Origin of the sequence: Streptomyces sp. NPDC050528 (assembly GCF_044457795.1) — a bacterium.
Classification (GTDB): Bacteria; Actinomycetota; Actinomycetes; order Streptomycetales; family Streptomycetaceae; genus Streptomyces.
In genome coordinates, this window is sequence record NZ_JBITHH010000012.1 from 387,357 (window position 1) to 411,208 (window position 23,852).

Here is a 23,852-nt window from a genome sequence, read left to right on the forward strand (position 1 = left end):
TCCAGTTATGTCAAGATGGCCGCATGGCAACACGGACGGGCCGGTCACAGCGGCGTACGGGGGCGCTCTCCCGCGAGCGCATCGTCGAGGCCGCCGTGGCGCTGCTCGACGAGGTCGGCGAGAGCGGGCTGACGTTCCGGGCACTCACCGAGCGCCTGGCCACCGGGCCCGGGGCGATCTACTGGCATGTGGCGAACAAGGACGAGCTGCTCGGCGCCGCCACCGACGCCGTCGTCGCCGCGGCCCTGGCCGTCGAGCCCGCCGGCACTGTCGAGCCCGCCGGCGCTCCGGACTCGCCGCAGGACGGGATCCGTGCCGTCGCACTCGGCCTGTTCGACGCGATCGGGGGACACCCGTGGCTGGCCACACAGCTCGCGACGCAGATCTCCCACAGCCCCTGGGGGCCGGTGGCACCGAGGATCTTCGAGCACATCGGCCGGCAGATCCGCGCGCTGGGCGTACCCGAGGGCAGCTGGTTCACCGCGACCTCGGCATTGATGCACTACGTCCTCGGCGCCGCCGGCCAGAACGCGGCGAACACTGTGAGCACCGGCATGCTCGGGCCCGACGTGGACCGCGCCCAGTTCCTCGACGCCGTATCGACGGCGTGGGAGGAACTCGACCCCGACGACTACCCGTTCACCCGCGCCGTCGCGAACCAGGTACGCGGGCACGACGACCGCGAGCAGTTCCTCGCCGGGCTCGACCTCGTCCTCGCGGGCGTCACCGCTCTCCACCCGATGAACGGTTAGATCTACCGACAGCCTCGGCCATCACCGCCCAGGACGGGATCGTCATGTCGCCTACCTGAGGGCTCCTACTCCACCGCAGCGACCGCGCCCCGCCCGAGCACCGCCCGCCGAACTGTCGCCCTGAAAAAAGTCCCCGTTCATCCGGTTGTTCCCGAACTCCACCGGCACCCCTGCCTATCGTGCGCCGGAACAAAGCGTTCCGCCCCCGAACCAGAATGCCCGGAGCAACCACCATGCCCAGCCGGACCTTTGGCCGTTCCCCCGCCGCCTCGCCCCCGTCCACGCGACTTCCCAGGTCCACCCGGAGCGCCGCCGCGCTGCTGTGTGCCGCCACCCTCACCATGGCCGCCTCCGCCTGCTCCTCGTCGTCCTCCTCGTCCACCTCCGTGAGCGGAGCCGCGGCCCATCACCTCACCGCCTACGTCAGCGGTGACACGAACATCCAGAAGTTGTGGGACGACATCGTTGTCCCGGCCTTCGAGAAGGCCAACCCCGGTTACCAGGTCAAGGTCGTCTTCTCCGCGCACGGCACCGCCGACGCGACCACGCTCGCCAAGCTCCAGGCCGCCGCGAAGACCGGCCGCGACCCCGGCTACGACCTCATGGAGTCGTCCGTCACCCTGAACGCGGCCACCGCCGGTCTGCTCACCAAGGTGTCGACGAAGAACGTGCCGGGCCTCACGGACGTCGACCCCGCGCTGCTCGGCCCGGTGGCCAACTCGGCGGTGCCGTACCGAGGTTCGTCGGTGGTGCTGGCGTACGACGCGACGAAGGTGAAGACGCCGCCGAAGACGTACGACAGCCTGATCTCCTGGATCAAGGCCAACCCGGGCAAGTTCGCCTACAACAGCCCGGCCAGCGGCGGCTCCGGCGGCTCGTTCGTCGAGACGACGCTCGACCGGCACCTCGACGCGAAGACGCTGAAGACCTTCCAGAGCGGCTACGACGCCTCCCTCGAATCCAAGTGGGACCCGGGCTTCAAGGAGCTGAAGGCCCTGAACAAGGACGTCTACGGCAAGGGCGTCTACCCGAACGGCAACCAGGCTGTGCTCGACCTGCTCGCCAAGGGCCAGATCGAGGTGGCCCCGGTCTGGTCGGACCAGTACCTGTCGGGCATCCAGAACCACACCCTGAACTCCGACATCAAGTTCACCCAGATATCGGACCCGACGTTCACCGGCGGCGCCTCCTACCTCGGCATCCTCAAGGCGAGCAAGAAGCAGCAAGCCGCCCTGAAACTCGCCGACTTCTTCCTTCAGGCGCAGCAACAGGACGCGATCGTGAAGCAGTTGGGCGCCTACCCGGTGATCCCGGCGAGCAAGCTGCCCGCGGCAACAGCCGCCCGCTTCAACGGTGTCGACGTCGGCAACCTGCGGGCCGGTTACTCCGGCCAGACCAACAGCGACATGAACAACCTGTGGCAGCAGAAGGTGCCCGGTCAGTGAGCGTGACGAGTACTACGGGTACTACGGGCGTCTCGGGTACTACGGGTACTACGGCGGGGGCGACCAGAACCGGAGCCGTCGGCACCCTCATGGTGCTGCCGCCCCTCCTGGTCGTCACCCTCTTCGTCGGCATCCCGGTGATCTCCGGAGTCCTGTACACCCTCGGCCACTTCGGCGGCCTGAACTCCGTCATCGCCTCGATCGGCCTGCACCAGCACCCCGCCGACCACTGGTGGGGCACCCTGGCCGCCTACCGCGAGGTCCTCACCAGCGACACCTTCCTGCGCAGCCTGACCGTCACGGTCGAGGTGACGCTGGTGAGCGTGGTCGTCGTCTTCGCTCTCGGGCTGGCGGTGGCGCTGTACGCCCGGCTGTCCGGCGGCCGAACTGCCCGCTTGGTCACCGCACTTGCGGTGACTCCGCTCTTCTTGCCGGCAGTCATCGGCTCGTACGCGATCCTGACCTTCTACGCCGGTGACGGCGCCCTCACCACCCTGGCGCACGCGCTGGGCTGGTCCTCCGCGCCCCGGCTGAGTTACACGACCTGGGGCGTGATCGTCGGCCAGGTGTGGACCAACCTCCCTTTCGCCGTACTGGTGTTGACCTCGGGTCTGGCCGCCGTGCCGGACGCGCTGATCGAGGCAGCCCGTGACGCCGGGGCCCGCCCCGCGCAGGTCGTGCTGCGTGTCCTGCTCCCGATGACGAGCGTGCCCGCGGTCATCACGGCCACGTTCACCACCATCGCGGTGCTCGGCAGTCTCACCGTCCCGTATCTGGTCGGGCCGACCGCGCCGACCATGCTCGGGGTCCAACTCGCCAACGCCTTCCAGTCGTTCAACCAACCGCAGCAGTCCCTGGTGACGGCCGTCGTCGTCTTCGCCCTCGCCTCGCTGGTGGGCGTGGCGTACGTCCGGTCCAACGTCCGCGAGGCCCGGCGTGCCGCGTCGGTGACCCGGTGAAGGGGCAGCGCATGAGCATCGCGACCCTCACACGTCGCGCGGGCGGTGCCGTACTGGCCGCGCTGCTCGCCCTGTTCATCCTGGGCCCGCTGCTGTGGCTGCTCCCCCACGCCTTCGCGGACACCTGGCGCTATCCCGACCTGCTCCCACAGGGCTGGACCCTGCGCTGGTGGTCGACGGTCGCGGACAATCCGGACCTGGTGGCGGCGGTGCGCTGGAGTTTCGTGTTCGCGCCGGTGGTGACGCTGCTCTCGGCGGTGATCTGTCTGCCCGCCGCGTACGCGTTCGCCCGTCGCGACTTCCCCGGGCGCCGCTTCTTCCTGGTGGCGCTGTTCTCCGTCAACGCGTTCCCGAAGATCGGTCTCTACGCGGCGATGGCCTCCCTCTTCTACACGCTGAACCTGATGACGACGTTCTGGGGCGTGGTCATCGTGCAGTTGCTCGGCACGGTCGTCTTCATGACCTGGCTGCCGGCGGCGGCGTTCGCCGCGGTACCGCGCAGCCTGGAGGAGGCCGCCCGGGACGCGGGCGCCGGTCCGCTGACCGTCTTCTGGCGGGTCACCCTGCCGCTCGCCCGCCCCGGCATCCTGGTGGCGCTGATCATGTCGTTCCTGGCCGCGTTCGACGAGGCCCAGGGCACCCTGCTGGTCGGCGCGCCCACCTACACCACCATGCCCACCGCGATGTACAGCATGGTCACCAACTACCCCGAGGGCGTCGCCGCGGTCTTCTCCCTCCTGCTGTCCGTGCCGTCCGTCCTGCTGATGCTCGGCGTACGGCGGCACATCATGGGCGGCCATCTCGCGGAAGGGTTCCAACTGCGGTGACCAGTACCACTGTTCACACGGCCACCGCCGGACTCGTGCTGTCCGGCCTCACCAAGACACTCGGGGGCAGGACGGTCGTGTCCAGCCTGGACCTGCGGGTCGAACCCGGCGAGATGGTCTGCCTGTTGGGCCCCTCGGGCTGCGGCAAGACCACCACCCTGCGGATGGCCGCCGGGTTCCTGACCCCGGACTCCGGCCGGGTCGAGATCGGCGGCACGGACTACGCCGCCGTTCCGCCCGAGCGCCGCCCCACCGCGATGGTGTTCCAGAACTACGCCCTGTGGCCGCACATGACGGTGCGTCAGAACATCGGCTTCGGCCTGAAGATGCACAAGGTCCCGCGCGCCGAGGCCGATCGCCGGGTCGCGGAAGCGCTGGAACTGGTCGGCCTCACCCACCACGCCGACAGCCGCCCCGCCCACGTCTCGGGCGGCGAACAGCAACGCACCGCGCTGGCACGGGCGTTGGCCCTGCGCCCCCAACTCCTTCTCCTGGACGAGCCGTTGTCCAACCTGGACGCCAAGCTCCGCGAACGGGTCCGCGAGGAGATCCGGGACATCCAGCAACGCCTGGGCATTACCACCCTGTTCGTCACCCACGACCAGGACGAGGCCCTCAGCGTCGCCGACCGCATCGCCGTCATGAACGGCGGCCGCATCGAGCAGTACGCGTCCCCGGACGAGCTGTACCGCAGGCCGGCCACGCTGTTCACCGCCGAGTTCGTCGGCAGCCTCAACCGTCTCGACGACGCGTTCGCCGCGCCGGGCACGGTACGGCTCGGCCATGTCATCCTGCCGTGCGCGGAGTTGACCGGCCCGGCGGGATCGGGCCTGACGGTCGGCATCCGCCCGGAGGAGGTACGCCTCGACAGCACCTCGGAAGGCGCCTCCGCCCGGGTCGAGAAGGTCCTCCCGCGCGGCCACTTCACCGAGGTGGTCGTGGAGTTGGAGGGCGGCCCACGTCTGCGGTCGTACGTCTCCGGCGCCACGGCACCCGCGCGCGGCGAGGTCGTACGGGTGAGAGTCGGCCAGGCCCTGTCGTACGCGACCGACCCAGTCGTAGCAGCAGAAGCGGAGGCAGCATGAGGGCGGGACGTCCGCTGGCCGTGGCGCACCGGGGTGACCCCCGGGCCGCTGTGGAGAACACCCTGGAGGCCGTACGGCTGGCGGCGGGCGCGGGTGCGTCCGCGATCGAGGTGGATCTGCGGTGCACGGCGGACGGTGTCGTCGTACTGCATCACGACGACGACCTGCGGCGCGTGTGGGGCCGTCCGGAGTCGGTCGCGGCCCTGACGCGGGCCGAGTTGAGGGAACTCGCTCCGGCCGTCCCGACCTTGCGGGAGGCGCTGGAAGCCGCCGCCGGGGTGCCGCTCCTGCTGGACACCGGGGACCCGATCGTCGCGACGGCGGCGCACGCGGAACTCGAAGGCCTCGGAGCGGTCGCCATGTTCTGCGGTGCGGCGGAGGCGATGGCGGCGGTTCGGGCGCGCGACGAGCGGATCACGCTGTTCCTCAGTTGGTACGGCGAACTTCCGCCTTCCGAGGGCGTGTTGGCGGCCGTACGCCCGCAGTATTTCAATCCCGAGCACCGGTTCCTGGACGAGGAGTCGGTGGCTCACTGGCATGCGCGGGACGTGCTGGTGAGTTGCTGGACGGTGGACGACGCGGACCGGCGCGGCGAACTGCTCGGCTGGGGCGTGGACGCGATCATTAGCAACGACGTGAACGGGGTGGTGAAGAGCTGTGACGGTCAACCATGACCTGGACGGTGCTCTGCGGGTGGCCGTGGAGTTGGCCGAGTGGGCGACGGAGGCGATCCGCAACGGGAACCGGGGAGGTGCGGGGCCGGTCCGGGAGAAGGCGAGCCCGGCCGACATCGTCACGGATACCGACGAGGCGGTGGAGCGGCACGTACGGGCGGTGCTGCGGCGGGAGTTCCCCGACTGGGGCATCGACGGCGAGGAGTACGGCGCCGAGCAGGGCTCGTCGGACGGCGCACCGCACTGGGTGATCGACCCGGTGGACGGAACGACCAACTACGCCCACGGGCTTGGCTGGTGCTCCTTCTCCCTGGGCCTCGCGGAACCGGACGGCAGTCCGCTGCTCGGCCTGGTGGCGGACCCTTGGCGGAGCGAGGTCTTCACGGCGGTGCGGGGCAAGGGCGCACACCTGAACGGCACCCCGATCCACGCGGCGGACCACACCACGCTCACCGGCCACGCGTTCTTGACGGAGTGGGCGGCCCACGCGCACTGGCCCGGCCTGGACGCGCTCCTCGCGAAACTGGCCGAACGGCACTGCACCGCACGGGTCATGGGCTCGACCGCGCTGTCGTTGGTCCAGGTCGCGGCGGGCCGGGCGACAGCCGCGGCGATCGGCGAGTTCCACCCGGTGGACGGCCTGCCCGCGCTCCTCATCGCGACCGAGGCGGGTGCGGTGGCCATGCCTCAACTCCCGTCATACGGCGAGCCGTTGCTGCTCATGGCGCCGCAAGCGGCGGCGGAGACCGGGGAGTTGTGGCGTACGACGGTAGGCGCCGCGTAGCGAGTCGGACGGCGGCCGTGGGTGTCCCTACGACAGGGGCATCACCTTGCGGTAGGTGACCACGGCGGCCGCCGCGACCGTCACGTGCATCAGGAGCAGCGCGCCGACACCGGTCGCGCCGCCGTCGCCGTAGAGCAGGAAGTCGGGGACGAAGGACACCACGACGAGGGTCGGTACCAGCCAACGGACCAGCACCTGGGGGGACTTCGAGACCTTGCGCAGGATGGTCCAGCCGATGGCGCCGGCGACTATGCCGACCGTCGTCAGGAAGATGTACGACGGTGCCTTGAGGGGCTGGAAGTCGTCGGGGGCGCCTGCGGCCAGGGCGAGTTGGGCGATGACGGTGTCCGCCGCGGAGGCCAGCACGATCGCCGCGAGGACACCTCCCGCGACGACGAGCGGACCACGGCGGACGGCGACGGCATCAGAGGCAAGTGACATGACAACTCCAGGGAGGGAGATTCCGGGCAGAGCCCAAGCCGCCCCGAGACGGTTCGTTTGAACTCTAAAACGAGAGTCTGACCGACTCCGTTTGAAACTTCAAGCTCGCTTGCCCGGTGGTGCCCGTCACGGCACTCCCGGTGTTCAGGTCGATCATGTCCACGGGTGAACGCCCGCCGCCCGGCTCGCGGGGCCGGGCCGGGATCCGTCATCGTTCAGTGAAGCGAACCGCAGTGGCACAGGGACGGAGTGACCGGCATGTACAACCTGCGCCGCCTGGAGGTGCTGCGGGAGTTGAAGTACCGCGGCACGCTGGCCGCCGTCGCGACGGCGATGTCGTACAGCCCCTCGGCCGTCTCCCAGCAGCTGACGCTCCTGGAGTCGGAGGTCGGCGCGCCCCTGCTGGAGCGGGAGGGGCGTGGGGTCCGGCTGACACCGCAGGCCGAGATCCTCGTCGCCCGTACGGAGAAGGCCCTACGGGAACTGGAGCGCGCCGAGACGGAGATCGCGGCCTCGCTCCGGGAGGTGTCGGGGACGCTCAGGGTCGCGGCCTTCCAGACGGCGATGCTCGCGCTGCTGCCCGCCGCGCTGACCTGGCTGCGCGAGCACCATCCCCGGGTGCGGGTGGAGGCCACGCAGGCGGAGCCCGACACCTCGTTGCCCGGTCTGCTCACCCGGGACTTCGACCTCGTGATCGACGAAACGTTCCCCGGTCACCCGCGACCGGCCCGCGCTGCGGAGGTCGAGCATCATCACCTGTACGAGGACGCCATGCGGCTCGCCACCCCTACGCCCGTGGCGGCCGTGGTCGAACTGGCCAAGCACCCCTGGGTGATGGAGCCCGCCGGCACGCCCGCCCGCGCATGGGCGACCTCCGTGTGCCACGCGGCGGGCTTCGAGCCGGACGTCGCCTACGTCTCCGCGGACATGCTGGCCCACGCACGGCTGGTCGAGCAGGGCCATGCGGTGGCCTTCCTGCCCGACATGCTGTGGTTCGACCGCACCCCCCGACTGGCGCTCGACACCTCCGCCGTCCACGTCCGCACCGTGCTCGCGACCGTGCGCGCCGGTGCCGGGGAGCATCCCCTGATCCGGGCGTTCCTCGCCGCGCTCGGACACGCGGTCGGCAGGCTGCCCGCGCGCACGGGGTGACCGCTCCGGACGCTGCCGGACGGCTCCATCCATCAGATTTCTTGGCCTTTCACATCCAGAAACATTCACTTTACTGAATGGGCACGAGTTGAGAACGTGAAGGAACGGGTTCTTCGGACAGATGGGAAGCAGAGGACATGGACATCGACGCGCTCCGCCAGGACACCCCGGGCACCGCGAACCGGGTGCACCTCAACAACGCGGGAGCCGGTCTGCTGTCCCGTCGGACGCTCAAGACCATGACCTCCCACCTGGAGCTGGAGGCGGCGATCGGCGGTTACGAAGCCGCCAACCAGGAGCGCGACCGTATCGACGCCACCCACGCGAACATCGCCCGGCTGGTGGGCGGGCAGCCGGACGAGATCGCGCTGTTCGACAACTCCACCCACGCGTGGAACGCGGCCTTCTACTCCATGACGTTCAAGCCCGGCGACCGCATCCTCACCGGCCGGGACGAGTACGGCAGCAGCGTGCTCGCCTATCTGCAGACCGCCCGGCGCCACGGAGCCGAGGTCGTCGTCGTACCCGACGACGAGCACGGGCAGCTCGACACCGCGGCCCTGGCCGATCTGATCGACGAGCGCACCAAGCTCGTCGGCGTCACCCACATCCCCACCAGTGGCGGCCTGGTCAACCCGGCGGCGGAGATCGGCAGGATCACCCGCGCGGCCGGCGTTCCCTTCCTGCTGGACGCCACCCAGTCCGTGGGCCAGTTCCCGGTCGACGTCGCCGAGATCGGCTGCGACCTGCTCACCGCGACCGGCCGCAAGTTCCTGCGGGGCCCGCGCGGCACGGGCTTTCTGTGGGTGCGTCCCGAGGCCCTGGAATACCTGGACCCGAACGTCGTCGAGATCGAGGCCGCGACCTGGGACGGCAAGCGGGGCTTCACCTGGCACGACGGCGCGCGGCGCTTCGCGACGTGGGAGATGAGCTACTCCAACGTCCTCGGTCTGAGCGAGGCCGTCCAACAGGCCCTGGAACTCGGCATGGACGCGATCGGCCGACGCTCCATCGCCCTCGGCGCACACCTGCGTGACCACCTCGACGCGCTGCCCGGTGTCACCACCTACGACCTCGGCCGCGACCGGTGCGCCATCGTCACCGCGAAGATCGACGCCCTCCCCACGGCCGATGTCGCCGCGGCGCTCGCGAAGCAGGGGATCAACGTCAGCACGACCTTCGCCGAGCACACCCAGTTCGACACCGAGAACCGAGGCGTCCACCCCTTGGTGCGGCTGTCCCCGCACTACTACAACACCGAGGCCGAACTCGACCAGGCCGTCGAAGCCGTAGCCGAACTGGCCCGCACCGCGGGCTGAGGCGCCGAGACCGCCCGAGGTTCACCTCACGGCAACCGGATCGCGACCGGCGGCCAGCCCGGGGCGGCGTAGGGACGCCGGAACGTATGGCGTCCCGAGCCGACCTCGAACGCGGCGCTGCCGTCCGGCAGTTGGACCTCGGCCCGGGCGTTCGGTGGCACCAGCGTCTCGACGACGAGGACGTCCCTCATACGGCCGCCCTTCACACGCTCGATGCGCCAGCCCGCCTCGGCCCTGCCGTACGGGGTGTCGTGGGCCGCCTTCGCCCACGTCAGGTCGCCGCCCGGGACCGGGGCGATGCGCAGTCGCCGCCAGCCGGGTTCGGCGGTGGCGAGACCCGCGACCGTACGGTGCAGCCAGTCGGCTACGGCGCCGAGCGCGTAGTGGTTGAAGGAGGTCATCTCCCCGGGGTTGACCGTGCCGTCGGGCAGCATCGAGTCCCAGCGCTCCCAGACGGTGGTGGCCCCCATGGTCACCGGGTAGAGCCACGACGGGCACTCCCTCTCCAGGAGCATGCGGTAGGCGAGTTGAGGCTCGCCCGCCGCGCAGAGGGCGTCGCAGATCAGTGGCGTGCCCGTGAAACCGGTGGCGATACGGAAGGACGCGCGGCGCACGACGCGTGCCAACTGCTGAGCCGCGCCCCGCCGTTGGCGTTCCGACGGCAGGAGCGAGAAGGCGAGCGCCAGGGCGTACGCGGTCTGCGTGTCCGAGGCGAGTCGGCCGTCCGGCGTGACGAACTGGTCGGCGAACCGCTCGCGTACGGCCTGTGCGTGCGCACGGAACCGGGCTGCGTCCTCCTTGCCGTCGTCCAACTGACCGGCCCCGTCCAGGAGTTCGGCGACCTCGGCGAGGACCTCGGCGGAGCGGATGACGTACGCGTTGGCGACGAGGTCGCCGTCGGTCCGCGCCTCCCCCGGACGGTCCGGCGGGGCCTGCGGGTCGAGCCAGTCCCCGAGTTGGAAGTCCTGGCGCCACAGCCCGTCCCCCTCGGCGGTAAGCCGGATCGTGGCCTCGCCCCACGCCCGCATGCTCGGGTACTGGGCGCGCAGCACCTCCAGGTCCCCGAACCGCCGGTACAGAGTCCACGGCAGAAGCACCGCGACATCCGCCCACACCGCCTGAGCCCCTACGCCCTCGAAGGCATCCGGCAGCACATCGGGGACCACGAGGGGCGGTACGCCGTCCGGCCGCGCCAGTTGCTCCGCCGCCAGGTCACGCAACCAGCCGGTCAGCATGCCGGAGCAGTCGTACAGGAAGGAGGCGGTGGGCGCGAAGACCTGGATGTCACCGGTCCAGCCCATGCGTTCGTCGCGCTGCGGGCAGTCCGTGGGGACGTCCAGGAAGTTACCGCGCATGCCCTGCACGACGTTCTCGTGCAACCGGTTCACCAGCGGGTCGGAGCACTCGAACCAGCCGGTGCGGGCCATGTCCGTGTGGAGTACGACCGCTTGGATGTCGGCGGGGTCGAGCGGGCCGGGCCAGTTCCCTATCTCGGCGTATCTGAAGCCGTGGAAGGTGAAGTGTGGTTCGTAGGTCTCCACGCCCTCGTCGGCCTCCGCACTTTCGCCTGCCTCCATCTCCTCGCCGCGCAGGATGTAGGTGTCCGTGGCTGCGGCGAACCGCAGTGGCCGGATGCACAGTTCGCCGTGCTCCAGCACCTCCGCGTGGCGCAGGGTGACCTCGTGGCCGGCGGGGCCCTTGACGCGGATGCGTAGTCGGCCGACCAGGTTCTGCCCGAAATCCAGGACGGTCTTCCCGGACGGCGTCGTGATGACGTCGACCGGGGCGACGGTCTGGGTGCGTCGCACGGGCGGACCCGTCGGGGCCACCAACTCAACACGAGGGAGCGGCAGTTCACGCACCGGGGTCCAGTCGGACAACTCATGTCCCGGCGCGGACCACCCCGGCCGTTCCCGCCGCGCGTCGTAGGCCTCGCCGTCGTAGATCTCCGAACGCAGCACGGGACCGGTCGTCGTACGCCAGTATTCGTCGGTGCGGACGATCTGCGTCGTGCCGTCGGCGTACGCGATCTCCAACTGGGCGAGGAGGGCGCGGCGTTCGCCGTAGATGTTGCGTTTGCCGCCGTGGAAGCCGAGGCGTCCGGTGTACCAACCCTCGCCCAGCAGGGCTCCGATGGTGTTCTCGCCGGTTCGCAGCAGTGGTGTCACGTCGAACGTCTGGTAGCGCAGGCGGTGTTGGTAGGAGGTCCAGCCGGGGGCCAGGACGTGGTCGCCGACGGGCTCGCCGTTGATCTCGGCCGCGTAGACGCCGTACGCGGTGATGTACAGCCGGGCGGAGGCGACGGGAGCGGCGAGGGTGAAGTCGCGGCGGAGCAGTGCCGCGGGCAGTGACTCCTCGACAGGGGCGCTGTCCGGAGTGATGGGGCGGGCCGTCCAGTCGGCCGGTTCCAGGAGTCCCGTCTCGGCGTACGCGGGATCCGACCAGGGCGACGGCTCGTCCTCGTCCTCACCCCAGACGCGTACGCGTACGCCGACGCGTTCCCGGGAGCCGAGGCGTGGGCCGGGCCAGGGGACGAGGACGGACTCGGCGGACTCCACGCGCCCGGTGTCGGCGAGGACCGTGCCGTCGGCGGCGGTGATCGATACCTGGTGCGCGGCCTGTCGCCAGTCCCCGGTGTCGGTGATCGTGCGCCAGCTGAGGCGGGGAACGGACTCGCCGATGCCGAAGGGTTCGCGGTGGTGCTCGAAGGTGGGTGGTGTTACGTGCACGGAGCTCAACTCCCCCTCGGGTCATGGCAGATGTACACCCTCGGCGCACCACCCTCGTCGGGTACAGGTTCCCCGGCGGTCGCGCGTACGCCCTCGCGGACGGTCTCGCCGGACCGGGGGTCGACCACGCGGTACGGGAGCGGGACGATCTCCGGGTCGGTGATGATCAGCGGGCCACCCTCCTCCGCGTAGCAGAGGTACAGCACGCCGGGGACGGACAGGCCCCGGGGCGCCAGGGCCGATCGCCAGTCGGGCCGCATGTCCGTGAGGGGAAGGCCGTCGAGGATGCGGGAGATCAGCCCTACGGCGCGCGAGCCCTCGAAGTCCAGTGCCTCGCGCCAGCCGGCGCCCTCGGCCAGGAAGAACTCCTCGTGGCCCGGTTCGCCGGCGTGCAGCCGCCACTGCCACAGGCTCGCCGCCCCGTAGACCACGCCCATCGTGCCGCCAGCGCAGAGGTTGCTCCAGGCCTCGTGCCCCTGCCACCAGCCCGCGGCGCGGCCGGGTCGGCCGGTGTTCTCGTACGTCGGCTCGGCGTTGGCGACCGCCTTGACGGGGGTGTTGCGCCACATGTCGGCGACCCGTTCCTGGACGTGCCCGCCCATGTGCCCGGTCTGGCACCACTGGAAGTGCAGCCAACTCTCGCTCTGGTGGGCGAAGTTGTCGGTGTGGGGCCGGTAGTGGATGCCGCAGGGCTGGCCGTAGGCGTCCCAACGGCCCACCTCCGCGCCGCCCGCCGCGATCTGCGGTTCGTGACCCTCGCCGTCGGCGCCGACCAGGTAGACGACCGGGCCGGCGCCGTACCGAGCCACGAGATAACGGCAGTAGCGCGCGTACTCCTGCGGCGGGACCACCGGACCCGCCACCCGCAGGCCCTTCCATCCGAACCCGTGGAAGATCGGCTGGAGCACGGGGACGATTCCGTGCTCGCGCAGAATCCCGATCAGCCGGTCCAAGTACTGGAAATACGCCGGGTTCAGCACATTGACGTGCCCGGTGGGCAGGTCCTCGAAGCCGACGTCGAAGCCCTCGTCGGCGGTGCGGTCACGAGGTCCGCGCGCGTCCATGTCCGGCTGGACGCTCATCAACAGGGCCGCGTTGAAACCCTTGGCCCGCCGATCGGCGGCGTACTCCGTGACCTGCTCCTCGGTGGCCCGCCAGGGCAGGGCCCAGGCGGTGTCGCCGACCAGCAGCGCGGGCGTCCCGTCGGCGTGCACCAGGCTGCGTCCGCCGGGCGACATCCGCCAAAAGCCGTGCTGATGAAAGGAGTTGGCGTCGTCGGTGGCGGGGCGGACGATGAGCGATCCACCCCGCCCGGACAGACCTTCGTCCGCTACGGAACTGCCGCTGCGCCAGGTCCAACGGCCGTCCGCGTGCGGGGAGGCGAACCGGATCCTCCAACTCCGGCCGCCGTCCCAGAAAGCGGGGCGGCGCAGGACGGTCCCGGACTCGTGCGTGAACTCCGCCCATACGTCGATGTCGGTGTAAGGGTTCGCGTAGTCACGAGTCCCGGTCAGGAGGATCTCGATCTGCCGCCAAGGGCCGACTGCCGTCTGCGTGCCGGTCGTCACTGGCCTACGGCGATGTCGGCGGCCAGCGGCAGGGTCGTCGACGACGGTCCCGCTTCCAGCCTGAACGTGCCCGACTCGACTGCCCAGCCGCCCACTTCGGCGTCCCAGTGCTCGAACGCCCGGGCGTCCACGGTGACCGTCGCGACGACCTCCTCGCCCGGCGCCGCCTCGACCGCGGCGAACCCGGCGAGCCAGCGGAGAGGGCGCACCACGGCACCGCCGGGGCGGCCGGCGTAGATCTGCACGACCTCCTTGCCGTGCCGGGTGCCGCTGTTGCGGATCCGTACTTCCACGGTCAGTTCGGCGCCGGGGGCCACCTCGCTCGGGGTGTCGAGCGAGACGAACTCCCAGGTGGTGTAGCCGAGTCCGTGGCCGAAGGCGTAGCGGGGCTGTTGCCATCCGGTGCGGCCGTCGCCCCGGTAGCCGATGAACAGCCCCTCGTCGTAGGCGAGTACGCCGTCGACCGGTTCGGTGGCGGGCAGTCCCTCCTCGGACACGGGCCAGCCGGTCGGCAGTCGGCCGCCCGGTTCCGCGACGCCCAGCAGTACGTCGGCGAGGGCGTTGCCGAACTCCTGCCCGGGGAACCAGGCGAGCAGCACCGCCGCCACCTCCTCGGACCACGGAAGCAGCACCGGGGCTCCGGAGTTGACCACCACGACGGTACGGGGGTTGGCCTCGGCGACCCGGCGGACGAGTTCGTCCTGTCGGCCGGGCAGGGCCAGGCTGTCGCGGTCAAAGCCCTCGCTCTCGACCTCTTCGGTGGTGCCGACCACGACCACGGCGACATCGGCTTCGCGGGCGAGCGCCACGGCCCGCTCGATCTCCTCGTCGTCGTTGCCGTGCGGCGGCTGGAGGTTGAGCTGGAACATGGTGACGGCGTCGCCGAGGGCGTCGTCCGTCGAGACGTCGTCGTCGTGAGTGGCCACCTCCTGGGCGGCGGCGATGTCATGGATGAGGACGACCTCGGTCTCCTCGCCCTCCGCCAGCTCGACGGTGTGCAGACGTTGCGGCGGAGTCATCAGACCCTCCACCAGGTCGGCGCCCGGCGGGAGTTGGAGGCGTACGTCGAACACCTCGCTCCCTGCGACGGACAACCGGAAGCGTCCGATGCCCGAGCCGCCGATGGCGTACCGGCCGGCGTCGGTCGCACGGATCAGGGTGCGCACCTCCACCCGGGCGACCTGGCCGATGGGGACGTCGGGGCCGTAGGAGCCCATCCAGGTGTAGGCGCTCCCGGCGCGGCGCTCGGTGCCGAGCAGGGTTCCGTCCTCGGCGCGGAAGCTCACCTCGACGCCCTCGCCGGAGCCGTCGGGGTGGCGGAGGTACGTCAGGGCCGCCGCCGGAGTGCGCGTCTGCGGGGTCACGCCGACGCCGTGGGTGACCTCGACGTCGTCGCCCAGGGCGGCGCGGATGCCGTCGAGCGGGGAGACGGTGTAGGGCGGGAAGACGGTGGCGCTGCCGCCGCCGAGGGTGCGGGCCACGGCGGCGTTGGGGCCGAGGACGGCGACCCGGGTCAATGACGCCCCGTCCAGGGGAAGTTGGGCATTCTCGTTGCGGGCCAGTACGAATCCGGCGGCGGCGGTCTCGCGCAGTCGGACCGCCACGGACTCGGCGTCGTGGTGGGGCGGAAGGGCGGGGGCGGGCACATCGCTCAGCGCGCCGACCCGGGCGGCGAGGCGCAGGAGGCGTAGCACCTTGTCGTCGACGCGGGCCTCGTCGACCTTGCCCTTGCGTACGGCGGCGACCAGGGCGTCGCCCCATGGGCCGATCGGGCCGGGCATCACCAGGTCGAGGGCGGCGCGTGCAGAGGGTTCGGTGGTGCGGGCGGCGAACCAGTCCGACATCACGAGTCCGTCGAAGTCCCAGTCGTCGTGCAGCACTTGGCGCAGCAGCGGGCTCTCGGTCATCGGGTGTCCGTTGACCCCGTTGTAGGCGGCCATGACGGCCCAGACCCCGCCCTCGCCGACGATCCGCTCGAACGGCACCAAGTACAGCTCCCGCAGGGCGCGTTCACCGATCCGCGCGTCGAGCGTCATGCGCTGGGTCTCGGAGTCGTTGCCGACGAAGTGCTTGACGGTGGCCGCGACTCCGCCGCCCTGGACGCCCTGGACATAGGCGATGCCGATGCGGGCGGTGAGCAGCGGGTCCTCGCTGAAGCACTCGAAGTGCCGTCCGCCGTAAGGGGTTCGGTGCAGGTTCACGGTGGGGGCGAGGAGGACGTCGACGCCCTTGGCGCGTGCCTCGTGGGCGAGCAGGCCGCCGAGTCGTTCGACGAGGGGTTCGTCCCAGGTGGCGGCCAGTGCGGTGGGCGAGGGGACGTTGGCGGAGGGGCTGCGTTCGTCCCAGAGCTCGCCGCGGACTCCGGCGGGTCCGTCCGAGACGACCAACCGCCGTAGCCCAACGGCGGGTTCGGGGTGGAGGGACCAGAAGTCGGCGCCGGTCAGCAGCCTCACCTTCTGCTCCAGGGTGAGCGCGCCGAGACGCCTGGCGAGCTCGACTTCATCGGTGGCGGAGGGGGTGGAGGGGGCGTCGGTGGTGGGCTGCCGGGTCACGGCGTCCTCCTCGGTGAGGGTGAAGTGGGGGTGACGGGAGTGGCGCGGGCCGGGTCTGTGTGGATCCCGCCTGGGGTCTCGACGCCGTGCTCGACGAGCAACCGGACGTCCCAGGGACCGAGTTCGAGCGCGGTGCCGGCGGCGAGGGACTCACCGGTGAACAGGTCGCGGACGTCACCGGGCAGGCGGTAATCGACCGGATCCCAGGCCCAGTTGTGGACGAAGCGCAGGACGGCGCCGTCGGCGGCGGTGGCCGAGGTGCAGGTGACGGTCGGCGGCCGGTCCTCGCGCCAGGCGTCGGCGGGGAGCGAGACCCCGGCGAGCCAGTCCGCGAGGCTGTGCGAGAGTTCGCGGTCCGGGACGGTCCCGATGTAGGTCACGCGGCCGTCGCCGTACTCGTGGGTGGTGATGGCGGCGAACTGACCCAGGTGCGGATGGTCGTACCCGGCGAGGACGGTGGCACCCTCCGCGATCAGGCCATCGGCCCACGCGGTGGCGTGTCCGTGCGGGGCGGGGCCGTTCGCGTCCCCCTGGGTGATCACGACCGGGGTCAGCGCATTGGTGAACTCCTGATAGCGCGCGCCCACGGCAGCGCGCAGCACACCAGGCATGACCGTGTGCCGGGCGACGGCCTCCTCGTCGGCGTAGCCGGTGCGCGGAGTGAGGACGAGATGGCCGCCGGCTTCGGCGTACCGGCGCAGCAGATCCAGTGTCGCGTCGTCCGCGATGTACAGCGCCGGGACGACGAGCACCGGCCAGCGGTCCGCCAACTCCTCCGGACTGAAGGGCAGTTGCTCCGGGGAAACGATGTCGACGGACAGCCCGGCGTCGAACAGCCCCCGGTAGAAGGCGGCGACGATGCGCTCGTAGGACTGCGGATCGCCGAACCAGGCAGGGGAGTTCCCCCGGAGCGGCCCCATGAACTCCATCGCCCAACGGCTGTCGGCGGACAGCAGCATCGCTACGTCACTGCGGGGTCGTAGCCCCTCGATCGCGTCGCCCGCTTGCTTGAACTCCCCAGCAATCGCGGCGAGTTCGTCGTACGTCCGGCCGGGTTCCAGGCTGTGGCCGAGGATGCCGCCCCAGTAGGTCTCGGCGCCGTAGTGGAGGGAGTGCCAGTGCCAGTACTCGATCATCCGGGCGCCGCGCGCGACCATGCTCCACACGGCCTGGCGGGCCTGGCCCTTGTAGAGGGGGAAGTTGTCGGCGGAGCCGCCGATCGAGGTGGCGTTGGTCTCCATGACGAGGAAGGGTTCCTGGCGGATGCCGCGTGCCATGTCGTTCTGGAGGTAGAGCCAGGCGGGCCCTGACCAGGAGACGAAGAACGGGTACAGCCCGCCGTCCGGCTCGTCGGAGCCGGGCAGGGCCAGCCCGTCCTGGGTCGCGTAGTAGATGTTCGCCCCGGCGACGTCGAGGGGGCGGCCGATGGCCGAGATGTCGAGGCCCTGTTGGCCGAGGGCGACGCAGGTGGTGACGAACTGGTCCTCCGGCACCAGGCCGCGCACCAACTCGGCGTGCCACGTGATGTATTCCTGGGTCAGCCACGACTGGTAGCGGCGCCAGGCCAGGTCGTAGGACGGGGTGGTGTTGCCGTCGGGGGTCCAGAGGTCCGCCCAGTCCTGCAACCGGTGGGACCAATAGGTCAGCCCCCAGCGGCGGTTGAGGGTCTCGACGTCGCCGTAGCGGTCGCGGAGGTGGTCGAGGAAACCCTGGAACACCGAGTCGTTGTGGAAGATCCGCAGCCCGGGTTCGTTGTCGACCTGCCAGCCGATGACCGCCGGGTGGTCGGCGTAGCGCGCCACGATGTTGCGGACGAGTCGCTCGGCGAGATGCCGGAAGGCGGGGTGCGAGTAGTCCGCGTCCTGCCGCATGCCGTACGGGATGGGCTGTCCGGTGCCCGAACGGGCCGCCGTTTCCGGGTACTTGCGGCGCAGCCACGGCGGGACGGCGTAGGTCGGCGTGCCCACAATGGCCTTGATGCCTCGGGCGTGGGCGGCGTCGAGCACCGGTTGCAGCCAGTCGAGTTCGAAGTGGCCCTCGCGGGGTTCCCAGGTCGACCAGACCGACTCGCCGACCCGGATGACGCTGAACCCGGCCTCGGCCATGAGATCCAGGTCCTGCGCGAGCCGCTCGTACGGCTGGTACTCGGTGTAGTACGCGGCTCCGAAGAGCATGCGTGAGGAGGAAGTGCCCATACGGTGCTGGTGACTTTCTCTCAGGTATCAGTCGGCTGTCGTGGACGGGGCGGAGGCGTCAGTCCTCGCCCCGGTACCTGAACTGACCGAAGGCGACGGCCCCTTCAGCGGCGTACATGCCGACGACTCGGCCGGTGAAGGACGCGGCGGTCTCCGCGGAGACGTAGCGCCCGTCCACGACGGCGAGTTCGATCGACCCGGTGTCGGCGCCGGTCTCGACGGACAGCCTCACCATGTCCGGGCCGAGGGCATCGAGCCCCATGCCCCTGACCGGCTCGGTCTCGATCCGCACGGTCGCCGGTCCCTGTGGAATCGCCTGCTCCCAGGTCTGGCAGAGTCCGCCCACCCGGGCACGGGCACGGGCGACACCGGCGCCCACTTCGATGTCGTAGTGATGGCGTTCGTCGATCCGCAGGCTGAGGCCGCCGACTCCCCCACCAGCATCCACGCGGACCGAGAAGACGGCCGCCTGGTGCTCCTGCCGGCGGCCGACGAAGCGTGGCCGCGGGTCGTCCATGGTGGAGCCGTCTCCCTGCACGACGAGGTGGCCCGGACGTTCGGTGAGTGAGGACCAGTCGGCGGCCGGGGTCCGTATGGAGAGCCATTCCAGGCCGAGTTGGGTGCCCGTGAAGTCGTCGTGGTGCTCAACTGGTGCGGTGGGTGGCGTCAGTTGGACCGGCTGCACGATCGGCCAGCCGTCGACCCAGTCCAGCGAGGTGCTGAACGTCTCCCGGCCCATGGGGGAAAAGGCCCTCGTCAGACCGCCGGGTCGCATGCCCAGCAGGAACAGCGCCCAGCCGTCGTCGGGAGTGCGTACGAGGTCGGCGTGGCCGGTGTTCTGGATCGGGCGGTCGGTGCTGCGGGCGCTGAGCACCGGGTTGGCCGGGCAGCCCTCGAAGGGGCCGTCGGGACGGGTGCCGCGGGCGATGCTCACGGAGTGCCCGCGCTCGGTGCCGCCCTCGGCGATCAGGAGGTACCAGGTGCCGTCGATCTCGTAGAGGTGCGGCGCCTCGGGGAACATCAGGCCGGTGCCGGACCACAACGAGCGGGGTTCTTCGAGGGCTTGGCCGGTGTCGAGGTCCATGCGGACCTGCTGGATGCCGAGGTGTTCGCCGGCGTGGTCTCCGTCGAGTTGGAGACCCGAGTAGGTGACGAAGCAGGTGCCCTCGCTGTCCCAGGCGAGGTCCGGGTCGATGCCGTTCATGCCCTGCATGACGATGCCGTCGGACCACGGTCCCTCGGCCCGTTCGGCGCTGAAGATCAGACTCCCGCGCCCCATCGCGTCGGTGACGACCAGCCAGAAACGGCCGTCGTGGAACCGGATGGTGGGCGCCCAGGCACCGCCGAGCGTGGGGACCTTCTCCACCGCCAACTGCCCCGGCCGGGTTACCACGTTGCCGATCTGCTCCCAGTGCACCAGGTCGCGGCTGTGGAACAGCGGTACGCCGGGGAGGTACTCGAAGCTGGAACACGCGAGGTAGTAGTCGTCGCCGACGCGGGTGATGCTGGGGTCCGGGTGGAAGCCGGGGAGGGTGGGGTTGGGCAGGGTCATGCTCGGTCTCCCGACGTGGAGGCGGTCGTGGATACGGCGGTGGTGGCGCCCGGGGACGCGGCGGTGGCCTCGGCCAACCGGCGCCGCTCGGCCCGGCGTTCCGCCTGCCGCTGTGGGTCCGGCACGGGCGCGGCGAGCAACAGGCGTTGGGTGTACGGGTGTTGGGGTGCGGTGGTGACGGTCGCCGCGTCCCCGGTCTCGACGATTTCTCCGCCCTGCATGACCGCCACCCGGTGGCTGATGTGCCGGACCACGGACAGGTCGTGGGTGACGAAGAGGTAGGCGACGCCGGTGCGTTCCTGGATCTCGACGAACAGGTCCAGTACCCGGGCCTGGGTCGAGAGGTCCAGTGCGCTGACCGGCTCGTCGCAGACGATGACCCTCGGGTCCCGGGACAACGCCCTTGCGATGGCGATGCGTTGGCGCTGTCCGCCGGAGAACTCGCGTGGCAGCCGCTCCCCCGCGTCGGCGGGCAGCCGTACGTGGTCGAGCAGGTCCCGCACCCGCTTCTCGGCCTTCGTCCGAGGGGTTCCCGCGACGCGCAGCGGTTCGCTGAGGATGTCGTTCACGGTCATCGCCGGGTTGAGGGAGGTGTACGGGTCCTGGAACACCACCTGGATGTCGCTGCTCAGCGCCCGGCGTTCCTTCGCGGCCAGGCCGGAGATGACCTTGCCGTCGTAGCGGACGGTCCCGGAGGTGACCGGGGCCAGTCCGAGGACGGCTCGGCCCAGGGTGGTCTTGCCCGATCCGGACTCGCCGACCAGCCCGAGGGTCTCGCCCGCGCCGATGCCGATCGACACGCCCTTCAGCACCCGGAACGGCGGCTTGCGCCAGCCCTTCGTCGGGTACTCCACGACCAACTCGTCCACGACCAACAGGGGTTCGGCCGGGAGCTTCTCGTTCGGTGTCCCGTTCATGGTCGCGGTCATGCCGGACCCTCCTGACGTCCGGTGTGCGTGATGCCTTCGCTGTTCGTGACACCCGCGCCGCTCACCGCTCCCGCCACGCTCGCCGGCACCGTGCGGCTCAGGCTCAGCGCGGTCCGCGGCTCGGCGTCCTCCAACGTGGACGCCAGGAGCATGCGCGTGTACGGGTGTTGGGGATCCGCGAACAGCTGCGCCACGGGTGCGGATTCGACGACGGTGCCGGTCTGCATCACCGTCACGCGGTCGCAGATGTCGGCGACCACACCGAAGTCGTGGGTCACCAGGATCATGCCCATGTTCCGTTCGCGCTGAAGGGACCGCATCAGGTCGAGGACCTCGGCCTGCACGGTCACGTCGAGGGCGGTGGTCGGTTCGTCGGCGATCAGCAGGTCCGGTTCGCAGGAGACGGCGCCGGCGATGAGGACGCGTTGTGCCATGCCGCCGGAGATCTGGTGCGGGTAGGCCCGGAAGACCCGTTCGGGGTCGGAGATGCCGACCCGCTCCAGCAGTCCGAGCGTTTTCGCCTTCGCGTCGGCCGCCGACAGTCCGAGGTGTCGGCGTACCGGTTCGACGAGTTGGGCGCCGATGCGGAAGGAGGGGTCGAGGTTGGACATGGGTTCCTGCGGGACGTAGGCGATCCGGTGGCCGCGGTAGCGGTTCATCGCCGCGCGGCCGAGTCGTCCCAGTTCCGTGCCGTCGAACAGAAGGCGGGCGGTGGTGACTTGGGCCTCGCGGGGCAGCAACCCGAGGACGGCGAAGGCGGTTTGGCTCTTGCCCGAGCCCGACTCCCCGACCAGTCCGAGGACTTCGCCCCGGCGGACGGTCAGGGAGACGCCGTCGACGACGGTCTTCTCGCCCTGGGCCGTCGGATAGGAGACCGTCAGGCCGTCGAGGACGAGCAGGGCGTCGTCCGACTCCCCCGCCTCGGGCGTGACGGGCGGTGCCTTCTTGTCGGCGACCGGCCTACGGGCCGTAGCGCCGCGCGACGACCTTCGACCGGCGGTCGCGCTCCCGTCCAGCGCGTCCCGCAGGGCGTTGCCCAGCAGGCCGAACGAGGCGACGGTCACCGCGAGTGCCACGCCAGGCCAGAGCATCAACTCCGGCTTGGTGTAGATGTTCCCGAAGGCGTCGTTGAGCATGGAGCCCCAGCTCGCCTGGGTCGCCGAGCCCAGGCCGAGGAATTCGAGCCCGGACTGGATGACGATGCCGAGGCCGAGCATCTGGGCGGCCTGGATGATGGTCGGCGCCTGCACGACGGGCAGGATGTGCCGGCGGATGATCCGGGCATCCGTCAGGCCTGACACCCGTGCCGCGTCGACGTACAGCTCCTCGCGTACGGAGATCACAGAGGCGCGGATCAGCCGGAAGACGCCCGGTGACATCAGCACGCCGAAGACGGCCATGGCGAGGTAGGTGTTCTGGCCCACCGCGGACATCACGACGAGGAGCACGATGATCGCCGGTACGGCCATCAGCAGGTTGGACACCCAACTGCTCACGGCGTCGAACCACTTGCGGTAGTAGCCGGCCACCAGACCGGCCGGAACGCCGATCACCAGCGCGACGGCGACGGCGAGCAGGGCGCCGAGCAGACTGGTGCGGCCGCCGTAGAGGAGTCGGGCCAGGACGTCACGGCCGACGCCGTCGCCGCCCAGGGGGTGTGTGCCGCTGGGTGGGGCGAGGCTGTCGGTCAGTGAGGTGTGGGCCGGGTCCTGGCTGGTGAGAAGCGGTGCGAAGAGGCTGGCCAGGGAGATGAGGGCGAGGAGTACCAGGCAGGTCACGGCCACCGGGTCGCGCAGCAGTCGGCGCAGGAGTCCGGCGCGTCCCTGCGCGGCGACGGCCGTGGCGACCGTGCCCGCCGGCTCTTCGGACTGGGGAAGCGTCATCCGACACGCACCTTCGGGTTGAGCCAGCCGTATGCCAGGTCCATGAGGATGTTGACCACCACGACGAGGGCGACCATGACCACGACGACGCCCATGACCACGGGGGTGTCACCCTGGGAACCGGCGGTGGTCGCCTGGCTGCCGATGCCGTTGAGGCCGAAGACCTTCTCGACGACCACCGCGCCACCGACCAGGCCGATGAACTGCAGGGCCAGCACGGTCAGCGCGGCCGGGGCGGCGTTGCGCAGGGCGTGCCGGAACAGCAGGCTCCGCTCGCTGATGCCTCGGCTGCGGAGGGTGCGTACGTAGTCGGCGCGCAGGACGTCGACCATGGAGCCGCGCACCTGTTGGGCGGTGGCGGCGATCGCTCCGACGGAGAGCGACAGCGCGGGGAGGGTGATCGACCGGAGCCAGCCGCCCGCCGAGTCCGCCAGTGGCACGTAACCGGTCGCGGGCAGCCAGCCCAGGTCGACGCCGATCACGACGGCGAACACCAGCGCCACCAGGAAGCTGGGTACGGCGAAGCCCAACACCGCGAGCAGTTGCACCAGTTGGTCCAGGGCGCCCCGGCGGACCGCGGCGGCCACGCCCAGCACCGTGCTCAGTACGGCCGACACCAGGAGCGCGGCCAGCACGATGGACAGGGTGACCGGGAGTTTGTTCTCCAGCGAACTCGTCACGGACTCGTCGCTGAACCACGAGCTGCCGAGGTTGCCGTGCGCCGCGTCGGCGAGCCAGTGGCCGTAGCGGACCACGAAGGGCTGGTCGAGGCCGAGTTCGGCGGACTTGGCGGACACCTGCTGCTGGGTGGCGGTCTGCCCGACGATCTGGCGGACCGGGTCGGAGCCGGTGAGGCCCATCAGCGCGAAGGTCGTGGTCGCGATGACCAGGACCAGGACCAGCCCGGCGACGACGCGCCGGACCAAGAAAACGATCATCTGTCTCTCCACCTTGCCTCTCCCTGACCGGAGTTCATCGGCGGACAGGCGGGGCGGTGCCATCTCTC

At 70.6% G+C, this 23,852-nt stretch carries 18 protein-coding genes; 9 read left to right on the top strand and 9 right to left on the bottom strand.

Features of this window, described 5'->3' with window-relative positions:
• The first annotated feature begins 23 nt into the window (after positions 1-23).
• The 7 genes from ACIBK4_RS37090 to ACIBK4_RS37120 all read left to right on the top strand — a co-directional run bounded on the left by ACIBK4_RS37090 (position 24) and on the right by ACIBK4_RS37120 (position 6,526).
• Positions 24-752, top strand: a complete 729-nt coding sequence (locus ACIBK4_RS37090; protein ID WP_399002101.1) for a TetR/AcrR family transcriptional regulator — start codon at positions 24-26, stop codon at positions 750-752.
• A gap of 233 nt (positions 753-985) precedes the next feature.
• On the top strand, positions 986-2,197 hold the full coding sequence (locus ACIBK4_RS37095) for an extracellular solute-binding protein (protein WP_399002103.1): 1,212 nt from the start codon (positions 986-988) through the stop codon (positions 2,195-2,197).
• 2 nt (positions 2,198-2,199) lie between these two features.
• On the top strand, positions 2,200-3,156 hold the full coding sequence (locus ACIBK4_RS37100) for an ABC transporter permease (RefSeq protein ID WP_399002105.1): 957 nt from the start codon (positions 2,200-2,202) through the stop codon (positions 3,154-3,156).
• Between the two features lie 11 nt (positions 3,157-3,167).
• Entirely contained in the window at positions 3,168-3,983 is an 816-nt protein-coding gene (locus ACIBK4_RS37105) for an ABC transporter permease (protein WP_399002107.1), read from the top strand.
• Positions 3,980-5,068, top strand: coding sequence for an ABC transporter ATP-binding protein (locus ACIBK4_RS37110; RefSeq protein ID WP_399002109.1), 1,089 nt, complete (start codon positions 3,980-3,982; stop codon positions 5,066-5,068). The genes ACIBK4_RS37105 and ACIBK4_RS37110 overlap by 4 nt, the downstream gene beginning before the upstream one ends.
• Complete coding sequence (locus ACIBK4_RS37115; RefSeq protein ID WP_399002111.1) at positions 5,065-5,742, top strand: glycerophosphodiester phosphodiesterase; 678 nt, start codon at positions 5,065-5,067, stop codon at positions 5,740-5,742. Before ACIBK4_RS37110 ends, ACIBK4_RS37115 begins: the two co-directional genes overlap by 4 nt.
• On the top strand, positions 5,726-6,526 hold the full coding sequence (locus ACIBK4_RS37120; RefSeq protein ID WP_399002113.1) for an inositol monophosphatase family protein: 801 nt from the start codon (positions 5,726-5,728) through the stop codon (positions 6,524-6,526). Before ACIBK4_RS37115 ends, ACIBK4_RS37120 begins: the two co-directional genes overlap by 17 nt.
• 27 nt (positions 6,527-6,553) lie before the next feature.
• Here the strand turns inward: ACIBK4_RS37120 and ACIBK4_RS37125 are convergent, their stop codons facing one another.
• The gene (locus ACIBK4_RS37125) at positions 6,554-6,967 is read right to left on the bottom strand and encodes a DUF6069 family protein (RefSeq protein WP_399002115.1); all 414 of its coding nucleotides are present in this window, start codon (positions 6,965-6,967) and stop codon (positions 6,554-6,556) included.
• A gap of 258 nt (positions 6,968-7,225) precedes the next feature.
• On the opposite strand from ACIBK4_RS37125, the gene ACIBK4_RS37130 reads away from it, so the two are divergent.
• On the top strand, positions 7,226-8,119 hold the full coding sequence (locus ACIBK4_RS37130; RefSeq protein ID WP_399002117.1) for a LysR family transcriptional regulator: 894 nt from the start codon (positions 7,226-7,228) through the stop codon (positions 8,117-8,119).
• A 137-nt stretch (positions 8,120-8,256) separates the two neighbouring features.
• Positions 8,257-9,438, top strand: coding sequence for an aminotransferase class V-fold PLP-dependent enzyme (locus ACIBK4_RS37135; protein WP_399002119.1), 1,182 nt, complete (start codon positions 8,257-8,259; stop codon positions 9,436-9,438).
• Positions 9,439-9,464: 26 nt separating this feature from the next.
• On the opposite strand, the gene ACIBK4_RS37140 is transcribed toward ACIBK4_RS37135, so the two are convergent.
• From ACIBK4_RS37140 to ACIBK4_RS37175, 8 genes are read right to left on the bottom strand one after another with little or no spacing between them, the layout of a single operon-like run.
• Positions 9,465-12,167: a family 78 glycoside hydrolase catalytic domain gene (locus tag ACIBK4_RS37140; RefSeq protein WP_399002121.1), complete on the bottom strand. Its 2,703-nt coding sequence runs from the start codon at positions 12,165-12,167 to the stop codon at positions 9,465-9,467.
• A 5-nt stretch (positions 12,168-12,172) separates the two neighbouring features.
• The gene (locus tag ACIBK4_RS37145; protein ID WP_399002123.1) at positions 12,173-13,735 is read right to left on the bottom strand and encodes a DUF4038 domain-containing protein; all 1,563 of its coding nucleotides are present in this window, start codon (positions 13,733-13,735) and stop codon (positions 12,173-12,175) included.
• Positions 13,732-16,287 carry a beta-glucosidase gene (locus tag ACIBK4_RS37150; protein ID WP_399002125.1) on the bottom strand — a complete coding sequence of 852 codons (2,556 nt, stop codon included), beginning with the start codon at positions 16,285-16,287 and terminating at the stop codon, positions 13,732-13,734. Before ACIBK4_RS37150 ends, ACIBK4_RS37145 begins: the two co-directional genes overlap by 4 nt.
• Positions 16,284-18,482, bottom strand: a complete 2,199-nt coding sequence (locus ACIBK4_RS37155) for a beta-galactosidase (RefSeq protein ID WP_399002127.1) — start codon at positions 18,480-18,482, stop codon at positions 16,284-16,286. The genes ACIBK4_RS37150 and ACIBK4_RS37155 overlap by 4 nt, the downstream gene beginning before the upstream one ends.
• A gap of 58 nt (positions 18,483-18,540) precedes the next feature.
• Entirely contained in the window at positions 18,541-20,034 is a 1,494-nt protein-coding gene (locus ACIBK4_RS37160) for a glycoside hydrolase family 43 protein (RefSeq protein ID WP_399002129.1), read from the bottom strand.
• Complete coding sequence (locus ACIBK4_RS37165) at positions 20,031-20,963, bottom strand: ATP-binding cassette domain-containing protein (protein ID WP_399002131.1); 933 nt, start codon at positions 20,961-20,963, stop codon at positions 20,031-20,033. Before ACIBK4_RS37165 ends, ACIBK4_RS37160 begins: the two co-directional genes overlap by 4 nt.
• Entirely contained in the window at positions 20,960-22,846 is a 1,887-nt protein-coding gene (locus ACIBK4_RS37170) for a dipeptide/oligopeptide/nickel ABC transporter permease/ATP-binding protein (protein WP_399002133.1), read from the bottom strand. The genes ACIBK4_RS37165 and ACIBK4_RS37170 overlap by 4 nt, the downstream gene beginning before the upstream one ends.
• Positions 22,843-23,784, bottom strand: coding sequence for an ABC transporter permease (locus ACIBK4_RS37175; protein WP_399002135.1), 942 nt, complete (start codon positions 23,782-23,784; stop codon positions 22,843-22,845). The genes ACIBK4_RS37170 and ACIBK4_RS37175 overlap by 4 nt, the downstream gene beginning before the upstream one ends.
• Between the last annotated feature and the right edge of the window lie 68 nt (positions 23,785-23,852).

Excerpts from the sequence above, each read along its gene's own strand:
- ACIBK4_RS37175 (WP_399002135.1), bottom strand. The coding sequence starts at position 23,784 with ATGATCGTTTTCTTGGTCCGGCGCGTCGTCGCCGGGCTGGTCCTGGTC.
- ACIBK4_RS37105 (WP_399002107.1), top strand. The coding sequence starts at position 3,168 with ATGAGCATCGCGACCCTCACACGTCGCGCGGGCGGTGCCGTACTGGCC.
- ACIBK4_RS37135 (WP_399002119.1), top strand. The coding sequence starts at position 8,257 with ATGGACATCGACGCGCTCCGCCAGGACACCCCGGGCACCGCGAACCGG.
- ACIBK4_RS37170 (WP_399002133.1), bottom strand. The coding sequence starts at position 22,846 with ATGACGCTTCCCCAGTCCGAAGAGCCGGCGGGCACGGTCGCCACGGCC.
- ACIBK4_RS37090 (WP_399002101.1), top strand. The coding sequence starts at position 24 with ATGGCAACACGGACGGGCCGGTCACAGCGGCGTACGGGGGCGCTCTCC.
- ACIBK4_RS37115 (WP_399002111.1), top strand. The coding sequence starts at position 5,065 with ATGAGGGCGGGACGTCCGCTGGCCGTGGCGCACCGGGGTGACCCCCGG.
- ACIBK4_RS37130 (WP_399002117.1), top strand. The coding sequence starts at position 7,226 with ATGTACAACCTGCGCCGCCTGGAGGTGCTGCGGGAGTTGAAGTACCGC.
- ACIBK4_RS37165 (WP_399002131.1), bottom strand. The coding sequence starts at position 20,963 with ATGACCGCGACCATGAACGGGACACCGAACGAGAAGCTCCCGGCCGAA.
- ACIBK4_RS37160 (WP_399002129.1), bottom strand. The coding sequence starts at position 20,034 with ATGACCCTGCCCAACCCCACCCTCCCCGGCTTCCACCCGGACCCCAGC.
- ACIBK4_RS37095 (WP_399002103.1), top strand. The coding sequence starts at position 986 with ATGCCCAGCCGGACCTTTGGCCGTTCCCCCGCCGCCTCGCCCCCGTCC.
- ACIBK4_RS37155 (WP_399002127.1), bottom strand. The coding sequence starts at position 18,482 with ATGGGCACTTCCTCCTCACGCATGCTCTTCGGAGCCGCGTACTACACC.
- ACIBK4_RS37125 (WP_399002115.1), bottom strand. The coding sequence starts at position 6,967 with ATGTCACTTGCCTCTGATGCCGTCGCCGTCCGCCGTGGTCCGCTCGTC.